The sequence below is a fragment of the Paenarthrobacter sp. AB444 genome, assembly GCF_028736865.1.
GTDB classification, from domain to species: Bacteria; Actinomycetota; Actinomycetes; order Actinomycetales; family Micrococcaceae; genus Arthrobacter; species Arthrobacter nicotinovorans_B.
Map to the genome: position 1 here is coordinate 540,807 of NZ_JAQZBY010000001.1, position 17,511 is coordinate 558,317.

Consider the following 17,511-nt stretch of genomic DNA (forward strand, 5'->3'; position numbering starts at 1 on the left):
TTCAGTAACTGCCTCAGTTCCTGACGGCGATGGCGGCAGCTCCAGCTGCCTTGAATTCGGTAATCCGCTCGCGCGGGGTGGAATCGCTGACCAGCGCTTCGCCGACAAGAATGGCGTTGGCGCCACCTGCGGCGTAGTGCGCGACGTCATCGGCACCCCTGACCCCGGATTCGGCGACCACGACTGCACCAGCGGGAATCAAACCGGCCAGCGAACCGAAAACCGAGCGGTCGACGTCGAGCGTCTTCAGGTTCCGCACGTTGATGCCGATAATCCTGGCCTTCGCAGCGACAGCCCGTTCAATCTCTTCCTCGGTGTGCGTTTCCACCAGGACATTCATGCCGAGCTCGTGGCTCAAGGTGCTGAACCGAACAAGCTCTTCATCGGTCAAAGCGGCGACAATGAGCAGGATGAGGTCCGCGCCATGTGCACGGGCTTCCCAGATCTGGTACTCATCAACCGTGAAATCCTTGCGGAGCAACGGCGTTTCGACGGCGGCACGTACGGCATCAAGGTCCGCCAGCGAGCCGCCGAAACGGCGCTGTTCGGTGAGCACGCTGATGACAGAAGCTCCGCCGTCCGCGTACTGCACTGCCAGCGATGCGGGATCGGCGATGGAAGCGAGGTCACCCTTGGAAGGGCTCCGGCGCTTGATCTCGGCGATAACCTTGAGCTCGCTGCGGTCGGAAGAAGCTCCCCCCAAGGCTGCCCAGGCATCACGTGCAGGCGCAGCAGCGGCGGCGCGCTCCTTCAGCTCCTCGAGGGACACAAGGGCGCGGCGTGCCTCGAGGTCTTCCTTGACGCCAACGATGATGTCATCAAGAACGGTCACGATTAGTGGCCGTTGTTCTGCAGCTTGCTGCCGCCCACTCCGTAGCCCGCCTTGCGCATTACCAGGCCAACGATGAGGCCGATAACCATGACAACCAGGCCGCCAACGAAAATGGGGGTGCTGGCGATGACGAAAGCAATGGAAGAGATCAAGGCGCCAACCAGCATGACAATCACGCAGGTCCAGGCAGCCGGGCTGTTTCCGTGACCGATGGCGTCAGCGTGGCTGGCCATGGTGGATTCAGCTTGGTTTGCGGACACTGTGGTTTTGCTCATGTGAAATCTCCTCAGGATGAATACTGCTTACATTCTGCCATTTATTGACGGCGGCCGGGGACATCGACCGACGCGCGGGGCAACGCTGGCGCAACGCCGCACCGAAACTTTGCACTTGTGCCTCTAGGTAGGGTCCTCGCCCCGTGACAAGCTGTCCCAACTGTCGATCTCGTCCACTGGCTCGCCGTCCTGCCTGCCCCTCGAACCCGCGTCGTATTTGGTCCGGGTTTTCCAGTGACGCCCGGCCAGCGGCAGCACCGCTGCGCACACGGCCAGCAGAGCGCCTGCGACGATGGCCACCACTGGGAAGGCCGTGGCAACCACACCCGCCTGCCCACCAGCAACACCGGTGGCCGCAGCGATGGATCCTTGGGCGGCTCCGAGTGGATCGGCCAGTACCGTGGAGGCGGCAAGGACGATTCCGGCGGCCGAGAAGGCAATGATGACGGCGATGATCCACCGCGCCACCCGGCCCGCGATGGACGCGGCCAGGCCACCGGCCAACGCCACGAGAGCAAGTGCGGTGACGGCGGTTGCAGCCTTGTTGCCGGGCACGTGGAGGTTGCTGTTGGACACCCCAGCGGGATCCAGCTGCACCTCGATCCAGGTCTGCGTGGTGGTTCCGAAAACAGCCAAGGCAAGCACGACGGCCGCGAGGACCACAGTCGACTTGCGGGCCCAGCGGGGCGGGGCCTGTGCGGGAAGCGCGGAGGCGGCGGTGCTCACGGGGCGGACGTCCCGCCGTCGGGCAGTTCATCCCGACCGGCATCTACCGCAATGTTCTGCAGCGAGCCCGCGGTGTGCACAGCGCGCAGCGGCGCAGCGGCCTTGTTCACCGTCTCCAAGGCCTCTGAGGGCTTGTGCGAATCCGCCACAATTCCGCCACCGGCCTGAACGTAGGCACGGCCTTCGCGGAGCAGGGCTGAACGGATGGCAATGGCCATGTCCATGTCGCCGGCGAAGTCCAGGTAGCCCACCACGCCGCCATAGATGCCGCGGCGGTGCGGCTCCAACTCGTCCAGGAGCCGGAGGGCGCGGGGCTTGGGGGCACCGGACAACGTGCCTGCGGGGAAGGTAGCCTTCAGGACGTCGTAAGCCTTGGCGTGGGGAGCGAGCTCGCCCACCACCGTGGAGACCAGGTGCATGATGTGGCTGAAGCGTTCCACTTCCATGAACTGCGTGACATCGACGGTACCGGCGACGCACACCTTGGAGAGGTCGTTGCGCGAGAGGTCCACCAGCATCAGGTGTTCGGCGCGTTCCTTCTGGTCCGCCAGCAGCTCCGTCGCCAGGGCCTTGTCCGCCTCGACTGTCTTGCCGCGAGGACGCGAGCCGGCGATCGGGTGGGTGATGACTTCATCACCGGTCACCGTCACCAGAGCTTCGGGCGAAGACCCCACGATCGAGTACTCGCGGCCGTCGGCATCCTCCAAGCTGAAGAGATACATATACGGGCTGGGGTTGGTGTTGCGCAGCACGCGGTAAACGTCCAAGGGGTCGGCGGCGCATTCCATCTCGAAGCGTCGCGAGATCACCACCTGGAAAACCTCGCCGTCCACGATCGCTTCCTTGCCGCGGTCGATGGCTTCCAAGTACTTGGCTTCGTCCCAGCGTTCCTGCACGCTGGAGGCGAAGTCCAACGCAGCCGTATCCAGCACGGAAACAGGCTGGGGCACGGGCGTGCTGATCTGCTCCAGGAGCCCGTTCACGCGGGCCACGGCATCGTGCCAGGCTTCGTCAACGCGTTCGGTGCTGTCGTCAAAGTTGATGGCGTTGGCAATCAACAGGACAGTACCGTCGACGTTGTCGTGGACGGCCATGTCAGTAACCAGGTTCAGCGCCATTTCCGGCAACTGCAGGTCATCCTCGGGCGGGGAGGTCAAACGCTCCCAGTGGCGCACGGATTCCCAGCCAAGGAAGCCCACCAGGCCGGAAGTGAAGGGAGGCAGGCCCTCGAAGCGGTCGGTCTGCAACGCGGAAATCGTGTCGCGGACGGCTTCGACCGGGTTGCCGGAAACGGGCACTCCTACCGGCGGTTCGCCGATCCAGTGCGCCTGACCGTCCTTGGTGGTCAGCGTGGCGCGCGACTTTGAACCGATGAAGGAGTAGCGCGACCAGGCGCCGCCGACGGCCGCTGATTCCAACAGGAAGGTCCCAGGCTGCCCCTTGGCCAGTTTCCGATAGAGCCCGATGGGGGTTTCGGCGTCGGCAAGGACTTTCAGCCGGACAGGGATGACACGGCTGTGGACGGCGAGTTCCCGGAACTCTTCCAGGCCCGGGCTGATGATTCCAAGGTCCTGCATGGCTATTGTTCTCCGCCTTTTGGTCTGAGGTGGTGCGTCAGTGGAAAGTGCTGGGGTGCCTTATTCGCGGTGGCCCGTAACGACCGTCAGGTCGCGACCGTCAAAACAGGTCCGGGTTCCGGTGTGGCAGGCAGCGCCGATCTGGTCAACACGGATCAGGAGGGCGTCGCCGTCGCAGTCCAGGGCGACTGACTTCACGAACTGTACGTGTCCGGAAGTGTCGCCCTTACGCCAGTACTCCTGGCGGGAACGCGAGTAGAACGTGACGCGTCCAGTGGTCATCGTGCGGTGCAGGGCCTCGTCATCCATCCACCCGAGCATCAGGACCTCGTTGGTGTCATGCTGTTGCACGATGGCGGCAACCAGGCCTGCGGAATCGCGCTTGAGTGCATCTGCGATCTCCTGCGGCAACGGACCCGCGGGGTCGCTGGAAAGCTCCACGGCGGGAGAGGGGCTGGGGGCGGACTGCTCTGACATCAGATCAAGTCTAGTGCCTTTGGCGGTACTGGCGATTCTGCGGCGGTTCCAGTGCGCAAGTGCGCGCCGATCGTGCTAGTTTCACAAGTGATGCATTTCGTCGATCCCTCCCGAGAAGTACTGGCCGAAACCCTGCTGGCGGCCGGACCTGACTCCCCCACGCTCTGCGAAGGGTGGCGGACACGGGACCTTGCCGCGCACTTGTATCTGCGGGAGCGGAAGTTCGCTGTCGGCGTCGGACTGCTGATCCCCCGCCTTGGTAAAGCGTCAGAGAAAGCCACCTCCAAACTGGCCTCCCAACTGAAGACCACGGACGACTACGCAGACCTCGTCAAGACCTTCCGCTCGGGCCCGCCGGCGTTCTCTCCTTTGAAGATCAAGGCCCTGGACGAAACCTCGAACCTCATCGAATTCTTCGTGCACACCGAAGACATCCGCCGCGCCGGGGACCGCTGGGCGCCCCGGGCACTGGACGAGGCCTATTCGGACGCTCTCTGGAACGACCTCATCAAGCGCGCAGCGTTCCTGTACCGTGGCGTGGACCTTGGCATCGTTTTGGTCAGGCCCACCGGCCCGCGGCACGTTGCCAAGCGCGCACCCGTTTCCGTGGCCATCGTTGGCGAGCCGGGCGAATTGCTGATGCACGCCCACGGCCGCACCAACCAGGCCTTGGTCACCTTCGAGGGCCAGCCGGACGCCGTCGCGCTTTTGCAGTCAGCAGACATCGGACTTTAACCACCAACGCGGGGTCACTTATGGCCCATCCCGGAGGGGATGATGGGCCATAAGTGACCCCGCGTTGTATGTTTGCGGCGGGAAATCAGCGGACTTCGAAGCCGGCCTCGCGGATCGCGGTCTTGACCTGGGAGATCATGTCGTCCGGACCAAAGTGGAACACCGAGGCTGCAAGCACGGCGTCGGCGCCTGCCTGGACGGCCGGCGGAAAATGCTCTGGAGCCCCCGCGCCGCCCGAGGCGATGATCGGGATATTGACCGCTGCACGGACCATGCGGATAAGTTCAAGGTCGAAGCCATCCTTGGTGCCGTCGGCGTCAATGGAGTTCAGCAGGATCTCCCCGACTCCCCTGTCAGCAGCTTCCTTGGCCCAGGCAATGGCGTCGATTCCGGTACCGGTCCGGCCGCCGTGCGTGGTGACTTCAAAACCGGACGACGTCGGAACGTCACCTTCCCGGGTACGGCGCGCATCGACGGAGAGCACCAGTACCTGGGATCCGAAGTGCCTGGTGATCTCATCGATCACCTCGGGCCGGGCAACTGCGGCCGTGTTGATGGAAGCTTTATCCGCACCAAAGCGCAGGAGCTTGTCGACCTCGGCCACGCCACGGACCCCACCACCCACGGTGAGGGGAATGAACACTTCTTCCGCGGTGCGGCGGACGACGTCGAACGTGGTTTCACGGTTTCCCGATGAGGCAGTTACGTCCAGGAACGTCAGTTCGTCTGCCCCGCCATTGTCATAGCGGTGGGCAAGTTCCACCGGGTCCCCGGCGTCCCGAAGGCCTTCGAAGTTGACCCCCTTGACGACGCGACCGGCGTCCACATCCAAGCATGGGATGACGCGTACGGCTACAGCCATGTGCTGCTCCTCAGTTCTGCTGGCTCCAGTTGATCAGTGCGTGGGTCAGATCCGGCAGGCGTGGATGCTGCTGACCAGGATGGCGCGGGCGCCGAGGTCGTACAGTTCGTCCATGATGCGGTTGGTTTCCTTCTTGGGAACCATGGAACGCACGGCCACCCATTCGGAATCACGCAGCGGAGAAACCGTGGGCGACTCGAGGCCGGGGGTCAGCGCCGCGGCGTCTTCCACCAGGTCCTTGCGGATGTCGTAGTCCATCAACACGTACTGTCGCGCGACCAGAACGCCCTGGAGGCGGCGGATGAGGATGTCGATTTCCTTGGCCGTCCCATTGGCGGCACCACCGGAACCCGAACGGCGGATCAACACGGCCTCGGACTTCAGGATGGGGTCACCGAAGATTTCCATGCCGGCGGCCTTGAGGGTATTGCCGGTTTCCACCACGTCAGCAATGGCATCCGCAACGCCGAGGCGGACGGAGGACTCCACGGCGCCGTCCAGACGGACCACCTTGGCGTTGACGCCACGCTCGGCCAGGTAGTCGCGCAGGAGGCCGTCGTAGCTGGTGGCCAGGCGCTTGCCTTCAAGCTGCTCGACGCCGGCGAAGTCACCGACAGGGCCGGCGAAGCGGAAGGTCGAAGGCGCAAAACCCAGGGGAAGCAGTTCTTCGGCTTCGACTTTTGCGTCAAGAAGCAGGTCCCTGCCGGTGATGCCAACGTCCAGGGTTCCCTGTCCCACATACACGGCAATATCCCGGGGGCGAAGGAAAAAGAATTCAATGTCGTTGTCGGGATCGACCATCACCAGCTCGCGGGAATCGCGACGTTGGCGGTATCCGGCCTCGGACAGCATTGCGGAGGCGGCTTCGGACAGGGATCCCTTGTTGGGGACTGCTACACGGAGCATTTCGGGAGACTTTCTGTTTGGAATGGAGGTTTCAGGCACATCGGCCACGCGGCTTGCTCCGCCTGCGGGCAGGCGGAGTGGCGTGGCTAGAGATGCTTGTAAACGTCTTCCAGGCTGAGGCCCTTGGCAAGCATGAGGACCTGCAGGTGGTACAGGAGCTGGGAGATTTCCTCAGCAGCAGCCTCGTCCGATTCATACTCCGCGGCCATCCAGACTTCAGCGGCCTCTTCGACCACCTTTTTGCCAATGCCGTGGATTCCGGAGTCCAGCTCGGCTACCGTACGCGAGCCTGCCGGGCGGGTCGCTGCTTTCTCACTCAGTTCTGCGAACAGCGTCTCGAAATTCTTCACGCCCTCCAGACTACTTGCTCCTGGGCCGACGCCGCTCGTTGGGGCGCTGCATGACGAAGGGGATGTGAGTGAAGACACACCCACATCCCCTTCTCGCGCACGCTTAGCCGAGGCAGTACCCGCTCAGCTGAAGTGCTTCAGCGTCACCGCGGTAGCCAGAGCAGCTGTGACGGCCTCGTGGCCCTTGTCTTCCTGGGAGCCGGGAAGGCCGGCCCGGTCGAGGCCCTGCTGTTCGGTGTCGCAGGTGAGTACGCCAAAGCCCACCGGCACTCCGGTGCGCACGCTGACATCGGTAAGTCCCGACGTCGCGGCCTGGCAGACGTAGTCGAAGTGCGGGGTTCCGCCGCGGATAACTACGCCCAGGGCCACGACGGCGTCAAAGTGCGGTGCCAGCCTGGCAGCGGCGACCGGAAGTTCGAAGCTGCCCGGAACCCGCAACAGCGTGGGTTCCGCAATGCCCGCTTCCTTGGCTGCACGCAGGGCACCGTCTACCAGGCCGTCCATGATCTGGGTGTGCCAGCTTGCCGCCACGATGGCGAGCTTGAGCTGCGAGGTCTCCTCGGGGTTGAGGGTAGTGAGGTCGATAGTGGGCGCGCCGTGTCCGCTCATGGTGTGCTGTGGATCCGTTCAGTCTTGGTTGCTGTTGAAAATCTTGGGTGAAGCTGGATTCTTGCCATTGCTGACCGGCTCGACTTCGAGCCTGAGCAGGTGGTCCATCCGGTCCTTCTTGGTCTGCAGGTACCGGAGGTTCTGCTCCCGGGACGGCACCTCTGTGGGCACCATCTCAACGACAGTCACCCCTGCCTTGTCAAGGCGGTGCTGCTTATCGGGGTTGTTGCTCAGCAAACGGACTTCGTGAAGTCCCATCTCCGCAAGGATCTGCCCAGCCGCGTCATAGGAGCGTGCATCCACGGGCAGGCCAAGTTGCTCATTGGCTTCGACGGTGTCGAACCCGGCCTCCTGTAAGGCGTAGGCCTTGATCTTGTTGGCCAGGCCGATCCCACGGCCTTCCTGTCCACGCAGGTAAAGCAGCGTACCGCCTTCCTTGTGAATCAGTTCCAGCGCGAAAGCCAGCTGCTCACCGCAATCGCAGCGGTAGGAACCGAAGACATCGCCCGTGAGGCATTCCGAGTGCAGGCGGACCAGAGGAGCCTGGCCACCCTTTGGCGCGTTGGGCGAGCTGACAGCGAGATGTTCAACTCCCGTGACATGGTCAGTCCATGCCTGCGCCACGAAATCGCCGTAGGCGGTGGGCAGCTGCACGATGGGTCCACCGCTCACCGGGTGCGGCCCGGAGTCCGTGTGCTCACTGCTGTGTGCTGTCGATGCGGTCATCGCTTCTCCTCGTCTACCCGATGCGCCGCCCGGGAATCCACCGCTTCAACATACGACACCAGGTCCTCAATGGAGATGAGGGGGCATCCATGTTCAGCGGCAAATCCGCGCAGGCTGTCCAGGCGCATCATTTCACCGTCGTCATGTACCAACTCTGCGATAACACCCACCGGGGCGAGCCCGGCCAGGCGACACAAGTCCACGGCAGCTTCCGTGTGTCCCGGACGTTCTCGCACTCCCCCCTTAACGGCCCGCAGCGGAAAAATATGCCCAGGACGGGTGAGTGACGCCGGAGTACTGGCGGGATCTGCCAGGATTCGAGCCGTCAAGGCCCTGTCCGTGGCAGAAATTCCCGTGCTGACTCCTATCGCAGCGTCACAGGAAACAGTATAGGCAGTACCCTTAGCATCTTGGTTTATTTCCACCATGGGAGGCAGGATCAGGGCATCGGCCCGCTCACCTTCCAGCGGAACGCAGATAACCCCGGAGGAATACCGGATGGTCCATCCCATCAGGGCGGGAGTGGCGTGTTCAGCGGCAAAGATGATGTCGCCTTCGTTTTCCCGGTCCTCGTTGTCCACGACAATGACGGCTTTGCCGGCCGCCATTGCGGCGATCGCCGACTCCACCGGGTCCAGACCGGGACGCGGCGCCGCTGTTTGCTCGGGCTTGGTGGTGGCGCTCATCGGGTGCCTCCCTGCGGGGCGAACGACAAAAGGCGCTCGGTGTATTTCGCCAGGACATCCACTTCCAAGTTGACGCGGCCGCCTACGGCCTTTGCCCCCAGTCCGGTCTCCTCCAGCGTGGTGGGAATAAGGCCGACTTCGAACCACGGCTCCGCTTCGGACGCGGCACTGACAGCGGTTACGGTCAGCGAAACACCGTCGACGGCGATCGAACCCTTCTCGGCGATGTAGCGTGCCAGCGGGGCCGGGACGCCGAACCGCAGGCGGTCCCAGTTCCCCAGCGCCTCGCGTTCAAGCAGCTCACCAACGCCATCCACGTGTCCCTGGACGACATGACCGTCCAGCCGACCGCCGGCAGGAACACAGCGCTCGAGGTTTACGGTGTCCCCCGCCGCCAGCTCCCCGATCGTGGTGCGGACCAAGGTTTCGCCCATGACGTCCACGCTGAAATCCTGGCCGTCGATGCTGGTCGCAGTCAGGCACACGCCATTGACGGCGATGGAGCCGCCCAAGGGCAGGTCGCCGGCGGTTGTGGGAGCCTTCAAGCGCAGTGTCGCGCTGGCATCGCCGTCGTGTTCAATCCCAAGGACGGTGCCCTGCTCTGCGACGATTCCGGTAAACATCAGTGTCCTCCTGTGACATATTCCGCAGCTTCACCGTGTGAGGCCACACGAATCTGCGGAATCGAATTCTTTGTGGTGTTGGCAGTGCGGCCGGCGGGTCGAAGATGCAGCCGGAGGTCATTGCCCAGAGTGCGGACAGAGCCCCCGCTGGCCTCGTCCCACGTCCAGTGCTGGGCGTCGGCCAGTGTGCCTATGCCCAGGTCGTTCAGGGCCGGAGTCCCCGATCCCAGCAAGGTCGGGGCGAGGTAGACGATCAACTCGTCCACCAAGCCGGCAGCAAGGAAGGTGCTCAGAATGCTCGAGCCCCCTTCGACCATCACGTGACGGACGCCCTCGTCGAACAGCATGCCCAGCGCCTCGGCAGGATCCCTTGTGGGCAGATGGCGGAAGCGGCCGTCGTTTCCCCGCACGGCAGCTTCCTCCGGGACATCCCTGAGGCCCATGACTGCCCTGATGGGTTGGCGTTGGGAAAGTTCACCGGCCGGGGTCCGGGCCGTCAACCGCGGGTTGTCAATAAGCACTGTTCCCGTCCCCACCAGGATCGCGTCGATCAGGCGACGCAACCCGTGGTTGTCTTCCAGCGACTCGGCGCTGGAGATCCACTGGCTGGTGCCGTCGACGGCCGCGATGCGGCTGTCCAGGGTCTGGGCTATGTGCAAGGTGACGAAGGGGCGCTTGGCGGCAACGGCGTCGAACCATTCCCGGTTCAGGTCAAGTGATTCTTCACGGCCGAGTCCTGACGTAACCTCAATGCCCGCTGCGCGCAGGGTCCTGGCGCCGCCGGCGGCCGGGTCATGGGGATCGTCGACGGCGTAAATCACCTTCGCGATACCGGCCGCGATGATTGCCTGGGCACATGGGCCCGTACGGCCTACGTGGTTGCAAGGCTCAAGGGTTACCACCATCGTGGTGCCTTGAATATCGATGCCTTGGCGCCGGGCCTCTGAAATCGCGTCGGCCTCGGCATGGGCAGTTCCAGCTCCGCGATGGTATCCCGTGGCCAGCTGTTCGCCGTCCGGGCCGAGAATGACAGCGCCGACCAAGGGATTCGCCCCACGGGGGCCAGCCAGCGCGGCCGCCAGGGCCGCATCCATCGCCGACGTCTCAGCCGGCGCAAATGCACCGTGCGCGGTCATCGAACAGCCCCCGCGGCAACTGCAACGGCCTGAACTGCGCCGCGCTCACGCTTTTCCGCCCGCCACCAAACGAAGAAGCCGGTCAGCGTGAAGAATCCGTAGAAGAGGTACATGACAGCACTGGCGTAGTAACCGGCGCTGAACAACAAAGGCACTCCGACGATATCCACGGCGACCCAGATAAGCCAGAATTCGGTCCAACCGCGTGCCATTCCGTAGGTGGCCAGGAGCGAGCCCATGAAGGTCCAGGCGTCGGCCCACACCGGCGGATAAGAGCCCAGCGAGTCAAACAAGGGTGTGAGGGCGGCGGTTCCGGCGAACATTGCGCCGATCAACGCCAGGCGGACCTTGTTGGAGGCCCAGCCTGGTATCACCGCACGGCCCTGGGTACTCGTTTGACGGCCTTGCTGCCAGCGGTACCAGCCATAGGCGGCCACCGCGATGAACATTACCTGCCGTCCGGCCTGTCCCCAGAGAGTGGCGGGCGCAGCGGCACCAAACACGTTGCCGAGGAACACGGTGAGCAAAAGAATGTTGCCGACGATGCCGACCGGCCAGGCCCAGACTTTCCGGCGCATTCCGCCGAGGGCGCTGAGCAACCCAAAGATGTTTCCAAGCACTTCGCGTAAGACAAGGGCAGATCCACCAACGGGGATCTGTGCTTCGAAGAGCCATCGCAGAAAGTCCATGCCGTTCCTTCCCAGTAAGCCGCGATGACTCCGGGGGTGTACGACAGCGCAATACCGGGCGTCGCTGAAGGAACGCCCACGGCATGACTGTACGTGCTTCTCCCATCCAGACTTTAACTGTCGGTACCGGAATTCCACCGGTTCAACCGTCTGCCACCGAAAGTCCTGATCGCTCAGGACATCAGTGGCTCGCGGGTCGCGGACTATGACCGCCGGTTCGGACTTACACCGACCCCGGAGCACGTATGTGTGTTGTTATTGTGCCACAACTACGACGACGGCCAGGCTATTCCCGGCCATCTTCGTAACATCCCATAACAACCATCAGGCTTTTGCCGCCGCCGCGGCTTGTCCTGCGGTGCGCAGCCGATCGATGGCTGCTGCCGGGTCCTCATGGCCGTAGACCGCTGAGCCGGCCACGAAGACGTTGGCGCCCGCCTCAGCAGCCCTGACGATGGTTTCCTCCGTGATCCCGCCATCGACCTGGATCGCCACGGCAACGCCCGAACCCTCGATTGCCGCGCGGGCCCGCCTGATCTTGGGCAGCGTGATGTCAAGGAAGGATTGCCCGCCAAAGCCAGGTTCAACGGTCATGATCAACAGCATGTCCAGTTCGCTGAGCATGTCCAGGTACGGCTCCACCGGGGTGGCCGGACGCAACGCCATTCCAGCCTTGGAACCCCGCGCGCGCAATTCACGGGCCAGCTTGACCGGAGCGACGGCCGCTTCGGCATGGAACGTCACGGACGCGACGCCGGCGTCTGCGTAGGCAGGCGCCCAGCGGTCGGCGTCGGAAATCATCAGATGCGCGTCCAGCGGAACCGGGCTGACCGCCTGGATCCTCTGCACCACCGGCAATCCGAGCGTCAGGTTGGGCACGAAGTGGTTGTCCATGACATCGACGTGCACGGCGTCGGCGTTGCTGATGCGCTGCAACTCTGCCTCAAGATTGACGAAGTCCGCAGACAGGATGCTCGGGTTGATACAGCACTGAGACAAGGCAGCCCCTTCGGGTCGGTGTGGGTCATGGTGCGGCCGTGGCGGGGGTTCCGATGCGGCCAGGAACGTGCAGCTACGGCTTCTTGCGGATGATGGCCATGAACATGGCATCTGTTTGGTGGATGTGCGGCCACAGCTGGGCAGTGTGTTCATGTCCTGCCCCAAGGTTGCCCGTAAGGCTGACGTGGTCCAGTGCCTGCCCGGAGTCGAGCAGTTCGAGGTCCGCCCGCTTGCCCAGGACATCGCTGACCACGGCCGTGGTCTCCGCCGGATGGGGCGAACACGTCACGTAGGCCACCACACCGCCGGGCTTGACCGCGTCAATGGCGGAATTCAGGAGTTCGCGCTGGAGCGGGCCGAGGTCTCCAATGTCCTTGGGTGAACGCCGCCAGCGCGACTCCGGCCTCCTGCGCAGCGCGCCCAGGCCACTGCAAGGTACATCTACCAGGACACGGTCGAACGATTCGCGGTGCTCGTTGCCCACTTCGCGTCCATCACCTGTCCGCACGGTCCAAGCTTCTTCCGGGACAGCGGAGAGCGCCTGTTGAACAAGCTTGGCACGGTGTGGTGCAGGCTCGTTCGCCAGGAGGGTTGCGCCATCGCGATGAGCCATGGCCGCCAGGAGCGCCGCCTTGCCGCCAGGACCGGCACAAAGGTCCAGCCACTTCTCACCCCGTGCGGGACGCTCTCCCAGGTCAACACCGGCCAACGCACGTGCCACAAGCTGGGAGCCGACATCCTGGACACGGGTTGTGCCGCGCCGGACCGATTCGAAGCGACCAAGGTCGCCGCCGGCGGAAAGGGCCGATCCTTCCACCAGCTCACCGGGTGTCGCACCGTTGTCGAACGCCTCGTCGAGGTCGCCCAGTCCAGGCAAAGCCACAAGGTTCACCACCGGTGCGGCATTGTCCGCTTCCAGCAGGGCATCGATCTCGCTCTTGGGACGCCCATGGTTCACCAGTGATTGACGGAGTGCGCGGACGATCCATTCCGGGTGGGCATGGCGCAGGGCGGCGATTTTGGTCTCGTCCGTTTCGTGGTCCAGCAGGATGTTCAGCCACTGGTCCATGGTGTGGGCGGTGACCTTGCGGAGTACAGCGTTGATGAGGGCTGACGGGCCGGCTCCGATGACTGCCCTTGCCAGACCAACAGTCTGGTCCAAGGCAGCATGCGCAGGAACACGCATCGACAAAAGCTGGTGTGCGCCGATCCGGAGCGCATCTAGAATCGCCGGATCCAGCTGATTCAGGGGCCGGTCCACGCAGCGGGCCAGAATGGCGTCATAGGTGCCTTGGCCACGGAGGGCGCCGTAGCTCAATTCCGTGGCGAACCCGGCATCGCGCCGGTCCAAGCGGTGCTCCCGGATCCTGGCAGGGAGGACGAGGTTGGCATAGGCGTCCTCGGAAGCGACAGCGCGGAGTACCTCAAAGGCGACCAATCGCGCGGGGTCCGCCCGGCGTGTCCTCTGCGAGGGGGCATTGTTGGTAAAGCCCCGCTGGGGTCCCCGGTTCCGCTCCCTGCCCTGGGCGTTGCGGCGGCTTCCGCCCCCGGCCCCACGGTGACCCTGCCCACGGTTGCCTTCCCCTCGGTTACCGTTCCCGCCGCCGTCCCGGCTGCCGCTGTTGTTCGGGCCTCGGCGGCCGGACTCGCTCATTCGAATACCACTCTCTCGGGTGCTGCCAGGCCGCGGGCCCAATCAGCCGACGACATCATCTTCTTGCCGGCCGGCTGGATCCGGCCCAGTTCAATTGCATGGGAGCCGGTTCCCACCAGGACAACTTTGCCATCCATGCGGATTGCGCCCGGTGCCAGGTCATTGACTTCCGGCCTCAGCCCTACGGATTCCAACTTGACCCGCTGCCCATCCAAAGTCGTCCACGCACCCGGCTCGGGGGTGACGCCGCGGGCCTGGCGAGTCAAGGCCAACGCGGGCTTTTGCCAGTCCAGGCGTCCGTCATCGAGGCTGAGTTTCGGCGCGAGCGAGACTTCCCCGGTTTGGGGCTGCGGCGATGCTTGCCCCGCATCGATGGCGGAGAGTGTCTGGCTCAGAAGGACTGCCCCGCTGAAAGAGAGCCGCTCCAGCAGATCGCCGGCCGTGTCTTCCGGACTGACGGCCTCAGTCAGGGTTCCGAAAACCGGCCCTGTGTCCAGGCCTTCCTCCAGTTGGAACGTCACGGCTCCGGTGATGTCATCACCTGCCATCAGCGAGCGTTGGACGGGAGCAGCCCCGCGCCAGGCTGGAAGCAGGGAAAAGTGGAGATTGACCCAACCGTGCTTGGGAACATCCAAAGCCGGCCGGGGCACTATTCCTCCGTACGCCACGATGGCGGCCACATCAGGTGCGTAGTCCGCAATGCGTGCTGTGGTGTCGGCGTCGACCTTGGCTGCCCGGATGATGTCGATGCCCAACTCTTCTGCCCTCGCCGCCACCGGGGATGGCGTCATGACGCGCTTGCGTCCCAAGGGAGCGTCCGGACGGGTCAGGACAGCGACGACGTCGAAACCGGCCTTAACCAAGGCGTCCAACGACGGGACCGCAACGGCGGGGGTGCCTGCAAAGAGCACCCTCACTCGGGAACTCCAAAACTGCCGCCGCCGAAGCTGGACCCTACCGTGTTGGCGCGCTTGGAGGTGGTTTGTTCCGTGATGGCGTGGTAGTTGGCGTTGCGGATGGCACGCAAGGCGGCCTTGCGGTCCTCGCCTTCGAGCCTATCGGTGTACAGCACTCCGTCAAGGTGATCTGTTTCATGCTGGAAGCAACGGGCCAACATGCCTTCGGCTTCGACGGAGACGGGGTTCCCGTTCAAGTCCACGCCTGTTGCCCGGGTGGTGCGGTAGCGGCGCACGGGGAAGCCCAGGCCGGGGATGGAGAGGCAGCCCTCTACTTCGTCGGGTTGGAAATCCTCGCTGTTTTCCAGAACGGGATTGATGATGTGGCCTTCCACTCCCCCGATGCGGTAGGTAAAGACCCGCAGGCTGACCCCTACCTGGGGAGCTGCGAGGCCAGCGCCTTCGACATCCTCCATGGTTTCTGTCATGTCGGCGACCAGCTTGGCGAGCTCCGGACCGAAGTCGGTGACAGGGTCAGCCACGGTGCGCAGCACCGGATCCCCGATGATTCGGATACTCATAATTGCCATGCGTTGCCTGTCCTCACGATCGTCAAACCTAGGCCCGTGTGTTGCGGGGCCTAAGCCAGTTTAGTTGAGGCCATGGCGTTCGTTGAGGCCACGGCGCCCACGCTGTTCACTTGCGCAGGACCGGCTGCAGCGAACACCGGCGGGGCCACGGGAAGCAGCGCTTGTCCGGCAGCAGTGACATCCGCCGACATCTCCCACACCCGTCGAAGAGCGCAGAACTTCCACCAGTGGTGCTTGAGGATCTCGGGATTGGCGCGCATGGGCCTAACCTCCGTTTCTCCAATCGCAACGGCCAGGAGCATGGGGTTGTCTCCGTACCTCCACGGCTCCCATTCACCTGAGACGGGATCCACCAGGCTTTCCTCGGCCTTCATCCCGGCCGTGAGTTGCATGACCACTTTGTCATCAAGGGCTTTCACGGTTCCATCACGCGTGGTGCCTTTGGTCTTGTAGTCGATAAGGCAAATTCGCCCGTTGATCTTCGCCACCAGATCCAAGGTTCCCGCGTATCCCACCGTGTTGTTCCACACAGTGATTTCAGGTGCCAAGGGCTCGACCCGGTACAGCTCCCACCACTCATCAAACCGGGCAGCGAAGGCCTGCTCGCCGTTGGCTGCCAATTCTTCCCTGCATTCCTGCATCCGGTGCGGGCGCCCCAGGGCCCGCAAGGCAACCTGCTCGCAATAAGTGTGCACACGATCGCCGCGGGCAGCGGCTGTGTCCCGGTATAGCTCAGCTGCCTTGGAAGCCTTGTTGACGGCTTGCCGTACCCGTGCGGGACTTCCAAGAATCGCAGGAAGCTCCGGATCCGAGGCCAGACTGCTGGCGCCCATGTAGCTGAACCAACCGTCCAGGGCGTGGGCCTGTTGCCCGATCACTGTGGTGATGGATGGCACGGAGAATTGCTCTGTGGTGGACCGGGCATACATTCGGCCGTAGTCAGTAGCGTGGGCAAGCAGTGGAGCAGTCATATAAAGACTGTGTCATAGAGGGCCGACAGAATTCTCCAAGGCGAAGATCATTGCGAGCTGTTCCGGCGCCAGGCGGGCCAACTTTCCAGCAAGGATGGGGGCCGTCTGTGCCAGTTCGCCCAACGGCAACGACGATTCCGGCAAGGTACCGGGCCGCTCTTCTTCTTCTCCACGCACGTAGGAAGTGTGTGTCCCGGCCGGGATTCGTGACGGAGAAAGCATCTCCAGTCCTTGGGACGAGCACAAACTGCATGAAAAAACCCCGCCTGGACTGTCGCAAACAGTCCAAACGGGGTTCCCGGTGGTGGGCGATACTGGGTTCGAACCAGTGACCTCTTCGGTGTGAACGAAGCGCGCTACCACTGCGCCAATCGCCCGGGTGCATAGAAAACACTAACGGACCCCGGCCGGATTGCAAAACGGGACGCCACGTTCCGGAAAGCTGCGAACTACATCAATGGAATTACAGCCGTGAAACTCCCCCAATTCCGCGTCAACTCAAGGATCCAAGCGGTTCCGCAACCACCTGCGGGGAACCGATTTGGAGAATGCAGGAACCTCCTATAGAGTTTTTACTCGTCGGAAAGCGACGGAATGCCTGCAGGGCAGCCCGTTGGAACCGCACTGCGGACGTAGCTCAGCTGGTAGAGCACCACCTTGCCAAGGTGGATGTCGCGAGTTCGAATCTCGTCGTCCGCTCGCAAGGCACTGTCAAGGCAAGAATTCCCCGGAATCCTGCTTACACGGTGGGTTGGCCGAGAGGCGAGGCAGCGGCCTGCAAAGCCGTATACACGGGTTCGAATCCCGTACCCACCTCGGTGAAAACCATGTCTTCCAGCTTTGGCTGGATGCATGGGCGATTGGCGCAGCGGTAGCGCGCTTCCCTGACACGGAAGAGGTCACTGGTTCGATCCCAGTATCGCCCACCAGAACAAGGCAACTTGTTTGTTGTTGAACGTCGGAATCATTTCGATGGGCAGCATGTGCGGACGTAGCTCAGCTGGTAGAGCACCACCTTGCCAAGGTGGATGTCGCGAGTTCGAATCTCGTCGTCCGCTCTCCTCATTGAAGGACCCGGTAACGGGCGATTGGCGCAGCGGTAGCGCGCTTCCCTGACACGGAAGAGGTCACTGGTTCGATCCCAGTATCGCCCACCAGAACAAGGCAACTTGTTTGTTGTTGAACGTCGGAA

At 63.4% G+C, this 17,511-nt stretch carries 21 protein-coding genes, 6 tRNA genes and 1 riboswitch; of the genes, 6 read left to right on the forward strand and 21 right to left on the reverse strand.

Annotation, left to right across the window (positions count from 1 at the left end; genetic code table 11):
• Window positions 1-13: 13 nt before the first annotated feature.
• From trpC to hisI, 5 genes are all read right to left on the reverse strand, one after another.
• Window positions 14-832 carry an indole-3-glycerol phosphate synthase TrpC gene (gene trpC, locus PQ627_RS02425; protein ID WP_186313456.1) on the reverse strand — a complete coding sequence of 273 codons (819 nt, stop codon included), beginning with the start codon at window positions 830-832 and terminating at the stop codon, window positions 14-16.
• A gap of 2 nt (window positions 833-834) precedes the next feature.
• Window positions 835-1,107 (reverse strand): HGxxPAAW family protein, encoded by a 273-nt coding sequence (locus PQ627_RS02430; RefSeq protein ID WP_090825336.1) that lies wholly within the window; start codon window positions 1,105-1,107, stop codon window positions 835-837.
• A gap of 123 nt (window positions 1,108-1,230) precedes the next feature.
• The gene (locus tag PQ627_RS02435) at window positions 1,231-1,833 is read right to left on the reverse strand and encodes a Trp biosynthesis-associated membrane protein (RefSeq protein WP_144658595.1); all 603 of its coding nucleotides are present in this window, start codon (window positions 1,831-1,833) and stop codon (window positions 1,231-1,233) included.
• Window positions 1,830-3,410, reverse strand: coding sequence for an anthranilate synthase component I (locus PQ627_RS02440; RefSeq protein WP_274258214.1), 1,581 nt, complete (start codon window positions 3,408-3,410; stop codon window positions 1,830-1,832). The genes PQ627_RS02435 and PQ627_RS02440 overlap by 4 nt, the downstream gene beginning before the upstream one ends.
• Before the next feature lie 60 nt (window positions 3,411-3,470).
• Window positions 3,471-3,887, reverse strand: a complete 417-nt coding sequence (hisI, locus tag PQ627_RS02445; RefSeq protein ID WP_144658593.1) for a phosphoribosyl-AMP cyclohydrolase — start codon at window positions 3,885-3,887, stop codon at window positions 3,471-3,473.
• A gap of 90 nt (window positions 3,888-3,977) precedes the next feature.
• Between hisI and PQ627_RS02450 the strand changes: the two genes are divergently transcribed.
• Window positions 3,978-4,622, forward strand: coding sequence for a TIGR03085 family metal-binding protein (locus tag PQ627_RS02450; RefSeq protein ID WP_144658592.1), 645 nt, complete (start codon window positions 3,978-3,980; stop codon window positions 4,620-4,622).
• 85 nt (window positions 4,623-4,707) lie between these two features.
• Here PQ627_RS02450 and hisF read toward each other — a convergent pair whose 3' ends face one another.
• The 16 genes from hisF to PQ627_RS02530 form a co-directional block, all read right to left on the reverse strand.
• Window positions 4,708-5,484: an imidazole glycerol phosphate synthase subunit HisF gene (hisF, locus tag PQ627_RS02455; protein ID WP_274258215.1), complete on the reverse strand. Its 777-nt coding sequence runs from the start codon at window positions 5,482-5,484 to the stop codon at window positions 4,708-4,710.
• Between the two features lie 45 nt (window positions 5,485-5,529).
• The gene (gene hisG, locus PQ627_RS02460; protein WP_274258216.1) at window positions 5,530-6,390 is read right to left on the reverse strand and encodes an ATP phosphoribosyltransferase; all 861 of its coding nucleotides are present in this window, start codon (window positions 6,388-6,390) and stop codon (window positions 5,530-5,532) included.
• 86 nt (window positions 6,391-6,476) lie between these two features.
• Window positions 6,477-6,740 (reverse strand): phosphoribosyl-ATP diphosphatase, encoded by a 264-nt coding sequence (locus PQ627_RS02465; protein WP_018778638.1) that lies wholly within the window; start codon window positions 6,738-6,740, stop codon window positions 6,477-6,479.
• A 123-nt stretch (window positions 6,741-6,863) separates the two neighbouring features.
• The gene (gene ribH, locus PQ627_RS02470; RefSeq protein WP_144658589.1) at window positions 6,864-7,349 is read right to left on the reverse strand and encodes a 6,7-dimethyl-8-ribityllumazine synthase; all 486 of its coding nucleotides are present in this window, start codon (window positions 7,347-7,349) and stop codon (window positions 6,864-6,866) included.
• Between the two features lie 18 nt (window positions 7,350-7,367).
• Window positions 7,368-8,075, reverse strand: a complete 708-nt coding sequence (gene ribA, locus PQ627_RS02475; RefSeq protein WP_144658588.1) for a GTP cyclohydrolase II — start codon at window positions 8,073-8,075, stop codon at window positions 7,368-7,370.
• The gene (gene ribB / locus PQ627_RS02480) at window positions 8,072-8,761 is read right to left on the reverse strand and encodes a 3,4-dihydroxy-2-butanone-4-phosphate synthase (protein WP_274258217.1); all 690 of its coding nucleotides are present in this window, start codon (window positions 8,759-8,761) and stop codon (window positions 8,072-8,074) included. The genes ribA and ribB overlap by 4 nt, the downstream gene beginning before the upstream one ends.
• Complete coding sequence (locus PQ627_RS02485) at window positions 8,758-9,384, reverse strand: riboflavin synthase (RefSeq protein WP_144658586.1); 627 nt, start codon at window positions 9,382-9,384, stop codon at window positions 8,758-8,760. The genes ribB and PQ627_RS02485 overlap by 4 nt, the downstream gene beginning before the upstream one ends.
• Window positions 9,384-10,520, reverse strand: coding sequence for a bifunctional diaminohydroxyphosphoribosylaminopyrimidine deaminase/5-amino-6-(5-phosphoribosylamino)uracil reductase RibD (gene ribD, locus PQ627_RS02490; RefSeq protein ID WP_274258218.1), 1,137 nt, complete (start codon window positions 10,518-10,520; stop codon window positions 9,384-9,386). The genes PQ627_RS02485 and ribD overlap by 1 nt, the downstream gene beginning before the upstream one ends.
• The gene (gene pnuC, locus PQ627_RS02495; protein ID WP_144658584.1) at window positions 10,517-11,209 is read right to left on the reverse strand and encodes a nicotinamide riboside transporter PnuC; all 693 of its coding nucleotides are present in this window, start codon (window positions 11,207-11,209) and stop codon (window positions 10,517-10,519) included. The genes ribD and pnuC overlap by 4 nt, the downstream gene beginning before the upstream one ends.
• Before the next feature lie 89 nt (window positions 11,210-11,298).
• Window positions 11,299-11,456, reverse strand: a riboswitch (FMN riboswitch).
• 77 nt (window positions 11,457-11,533) lie between these two features.
• Window positions 11,534-12,208 carry a ribulose-phosphate 3-epimerase gene (rpe, locus tag PQ627_RS02500; RefSeq protein ID WP_144658583.1) on the reverse strand — a complete coding sequence of 225 codons (675 nt, stop codon included), beginning with the start codon at window positions 12,206-12,208 and terminating at the stop codon, window positions 11,534-11,536.
• Between the two features lie 73 nt (window positions 12,209-12,281).
• Window positions 12,282-13,862, reverse strand: a complete 1,581-nt coding sequence (locus PQ627_RS02505) for an RsmB/NOP family class I SAM-dependent RNA methyltransferase (RefSeq protein ID WP_274258219.1) — start codon at window positions 13,860-13,862, stop codon at window positions 12,282-12,284.
• A complete protein-coding gene (gene fmt / locus PQ627_RS02510) occupies window positions 13,859-14,779 on the reverse strand; it encodes a methionyl-tRNA formyltransferase (RefSeq protein WP_274258220.1) in 921 nt (306 codons plus the stop codon). Before fmt ends, PQ627_RS02505 begins: the two co-directional genes overlap by 4 nt.
• Window positions 14,776-15,348, reverse strand: a complete 573-nt coding sequence (gene def, locus PQ627_RS02515; RefSeq protein ID WP_274258221.1) for a peptide deformylase — start codon at window positions 15,346-15,348, stop codon at window positions 14,776-14,778. The genes fmt and def overlap by 4 nt, the downstream gene beginning before the upstream one ends.
• Window positions 15,349-15,398: 50 nt before the next feature.
• Window positions 15,399-16,319, reverse strand: coding sequence for a cytochrome (locus PQ627_RS02520; protein ID WP_274258222.1), 921 nt, complete (start codon window positions 16,317-16,319; stop codon window positions 15,399-15,401).
• Between the two features lie 12 nt (window positions 16,320-16,331).
• Window positions 16,332-16,496: a hypothetical protein gene (locus PQ627_RS02525; RefSeq protein WP_186313455.1), complete on the reverse strand. Its 165-nt coding sequence runs from the start codon at window positions 16,494-16,496 to the stop codon at window positions 16,332-16,334.
• Between the two features lie 125 nt (window positions 16,497-16,621).
• A tRNA-Val gene (locus tag PQ627_RS02530) sits at window positions 16,622-16,696 on the reverse strand.
• A gap of 249 nt (window positions 16,697-16,945) precedes the next feature.
• On the opposite strand from PQ627_RS02530, the gene PQ627_RS02535 reads away from it, so the two are divergent.
• From PQ627_RS02535 to PQ627_RS02555, 5 genes are all read left to right on the forward strand, one after another.
• A tRNA-Gly gene (locus PQ627_RS02535) sits at window positions 16,946-17,018 on the forward strand.
• Window positions 17,019-17,064: 46 nt separating this feature from the next.
• Window positions 17,065-17,135 (forward strand) — tRNA-Cys (locus tag PQ627_RS02540).
• A gap of 38 nt (window positions 17,136-17,173) precedes the next feature.
• A tRNA-Val gene (locus tag PQ627_RS02545) sits at window positions 17,174-17,248 on the forward strand.
• Between the two features lie 56 nt (window positions 17,249-17,304).
• Window positions 17,305-17,377, forward strand: a tRNA-Gly gene (locus PQ627_RS02550).
• A 24-nt stretch (window positions 17,378-17,401) separates the two neighbouring features.
• A tRNA-Val gene (locus tag PQ627_RS02555) sits at window positions 17,402-17,476 on the forward strand.
• The last annotated feature ends 35 nt before the right edge of the window (window positions 17,477-17,511 follow it).

Coding starts and splice junctions, on each gene's coding strand:
- PQ627_RS02430 (WP_090825336.1), bottom strand. CDS start 1,107: ATGAGCAAAACCACAGTGTCCGCAAACCAAGCTGAATCCACCATGGCC.
- PQ627_RS02440 (WP_274258214.1), bottom strand. CDS start 3,410: ATGCAGGACCTTGGAATCATCAGCCCGGGCCTGGAAGAGTTCCGGGAA.
- hisI (WP_144658593.1), bottom strand. CDS start 3,887: ATGTCAGAGCAGTCCGCCCCCAGCCCCTCTCCCGCCGTGGAGCTTTCC.
- PQ627_RS02450 (WP_144658592.1), top strand. CDS start 3,978: ATGCATTTCGTCGATCCCTCCCGAGAAGTACTGGCCGAAACCCTGCTG.
- hisF (WP_274258215.1), bottom strand. CDS start 5,484: ATGGCTGTAGCCGTACGCGTCATCCCATGCTTGGATGTGGACGCCGGT.
- hisG (WP_274258216.1), bottom strand. CDS start 6,390: ATGCTCCGTGTAGCAGTCCCCAACAAGGGATCCCTGTCCGAAGCCGCC.
- ribH (WP_144658589.1), bottom strand. CDS start 7,349: ATGAGCGGACACGGCGCGCCCACTATCGACCTCACTACCCTCAACCCC.
- ribA (WP_144658588.1), bottom strand. CDS start 8,075: ATGACCGCATCGACAGCACACAGCAGTGAGCACACGGACTCCGGGCCG.
- ribB (WP_274258217.1), bottom strand. CDS start 8,761: ATGAGCGCCACCACCAAGCCCGAGCAAACAGCGGCGCCGCGTCCCGGT.
- PQ627_RS02485 (WP_144658586.1), bottom strand. CDS start 9,384: ATGTTTACCGGAATCGTCGCAGAGCAGGGCACCGTCCTTGGGATTGAA.
- ribD (WP_274258218.1), bottom strand. CDS start 10,520: ATGACCGCGCACGGTGCATTTGCGCCGGCTGAGACGTCGGCGATGGAT.
- pnuC (WP_144658584.1), bottom strand. CDS start 11,209: ATGGACTTTCTGCGATGGCTCTTCGAAGCACAGATCCCCGTTGGTGGA.
- PQ627_RS02505 (WP_274258219.1), bottom strand. CDS start 13,862: ATGAGCGAGTCCGGCCGCCGAGGCCCGAACAACAGCGGCAGCCGGGAC.
- def (WP_274258221.1), bottom strand. CDS start 15,348: ATGGCAATTATGAGTATCCGAATCATCGGGGATCCGGTGCTGCGCACC.
- PQ627_RS02520 (WP_274258222.1), bottom strand. CDS start 16,319: ATGACTGCTCCACTGCTTGCCCACGCTACTGACTACGGCCGAATGTAT.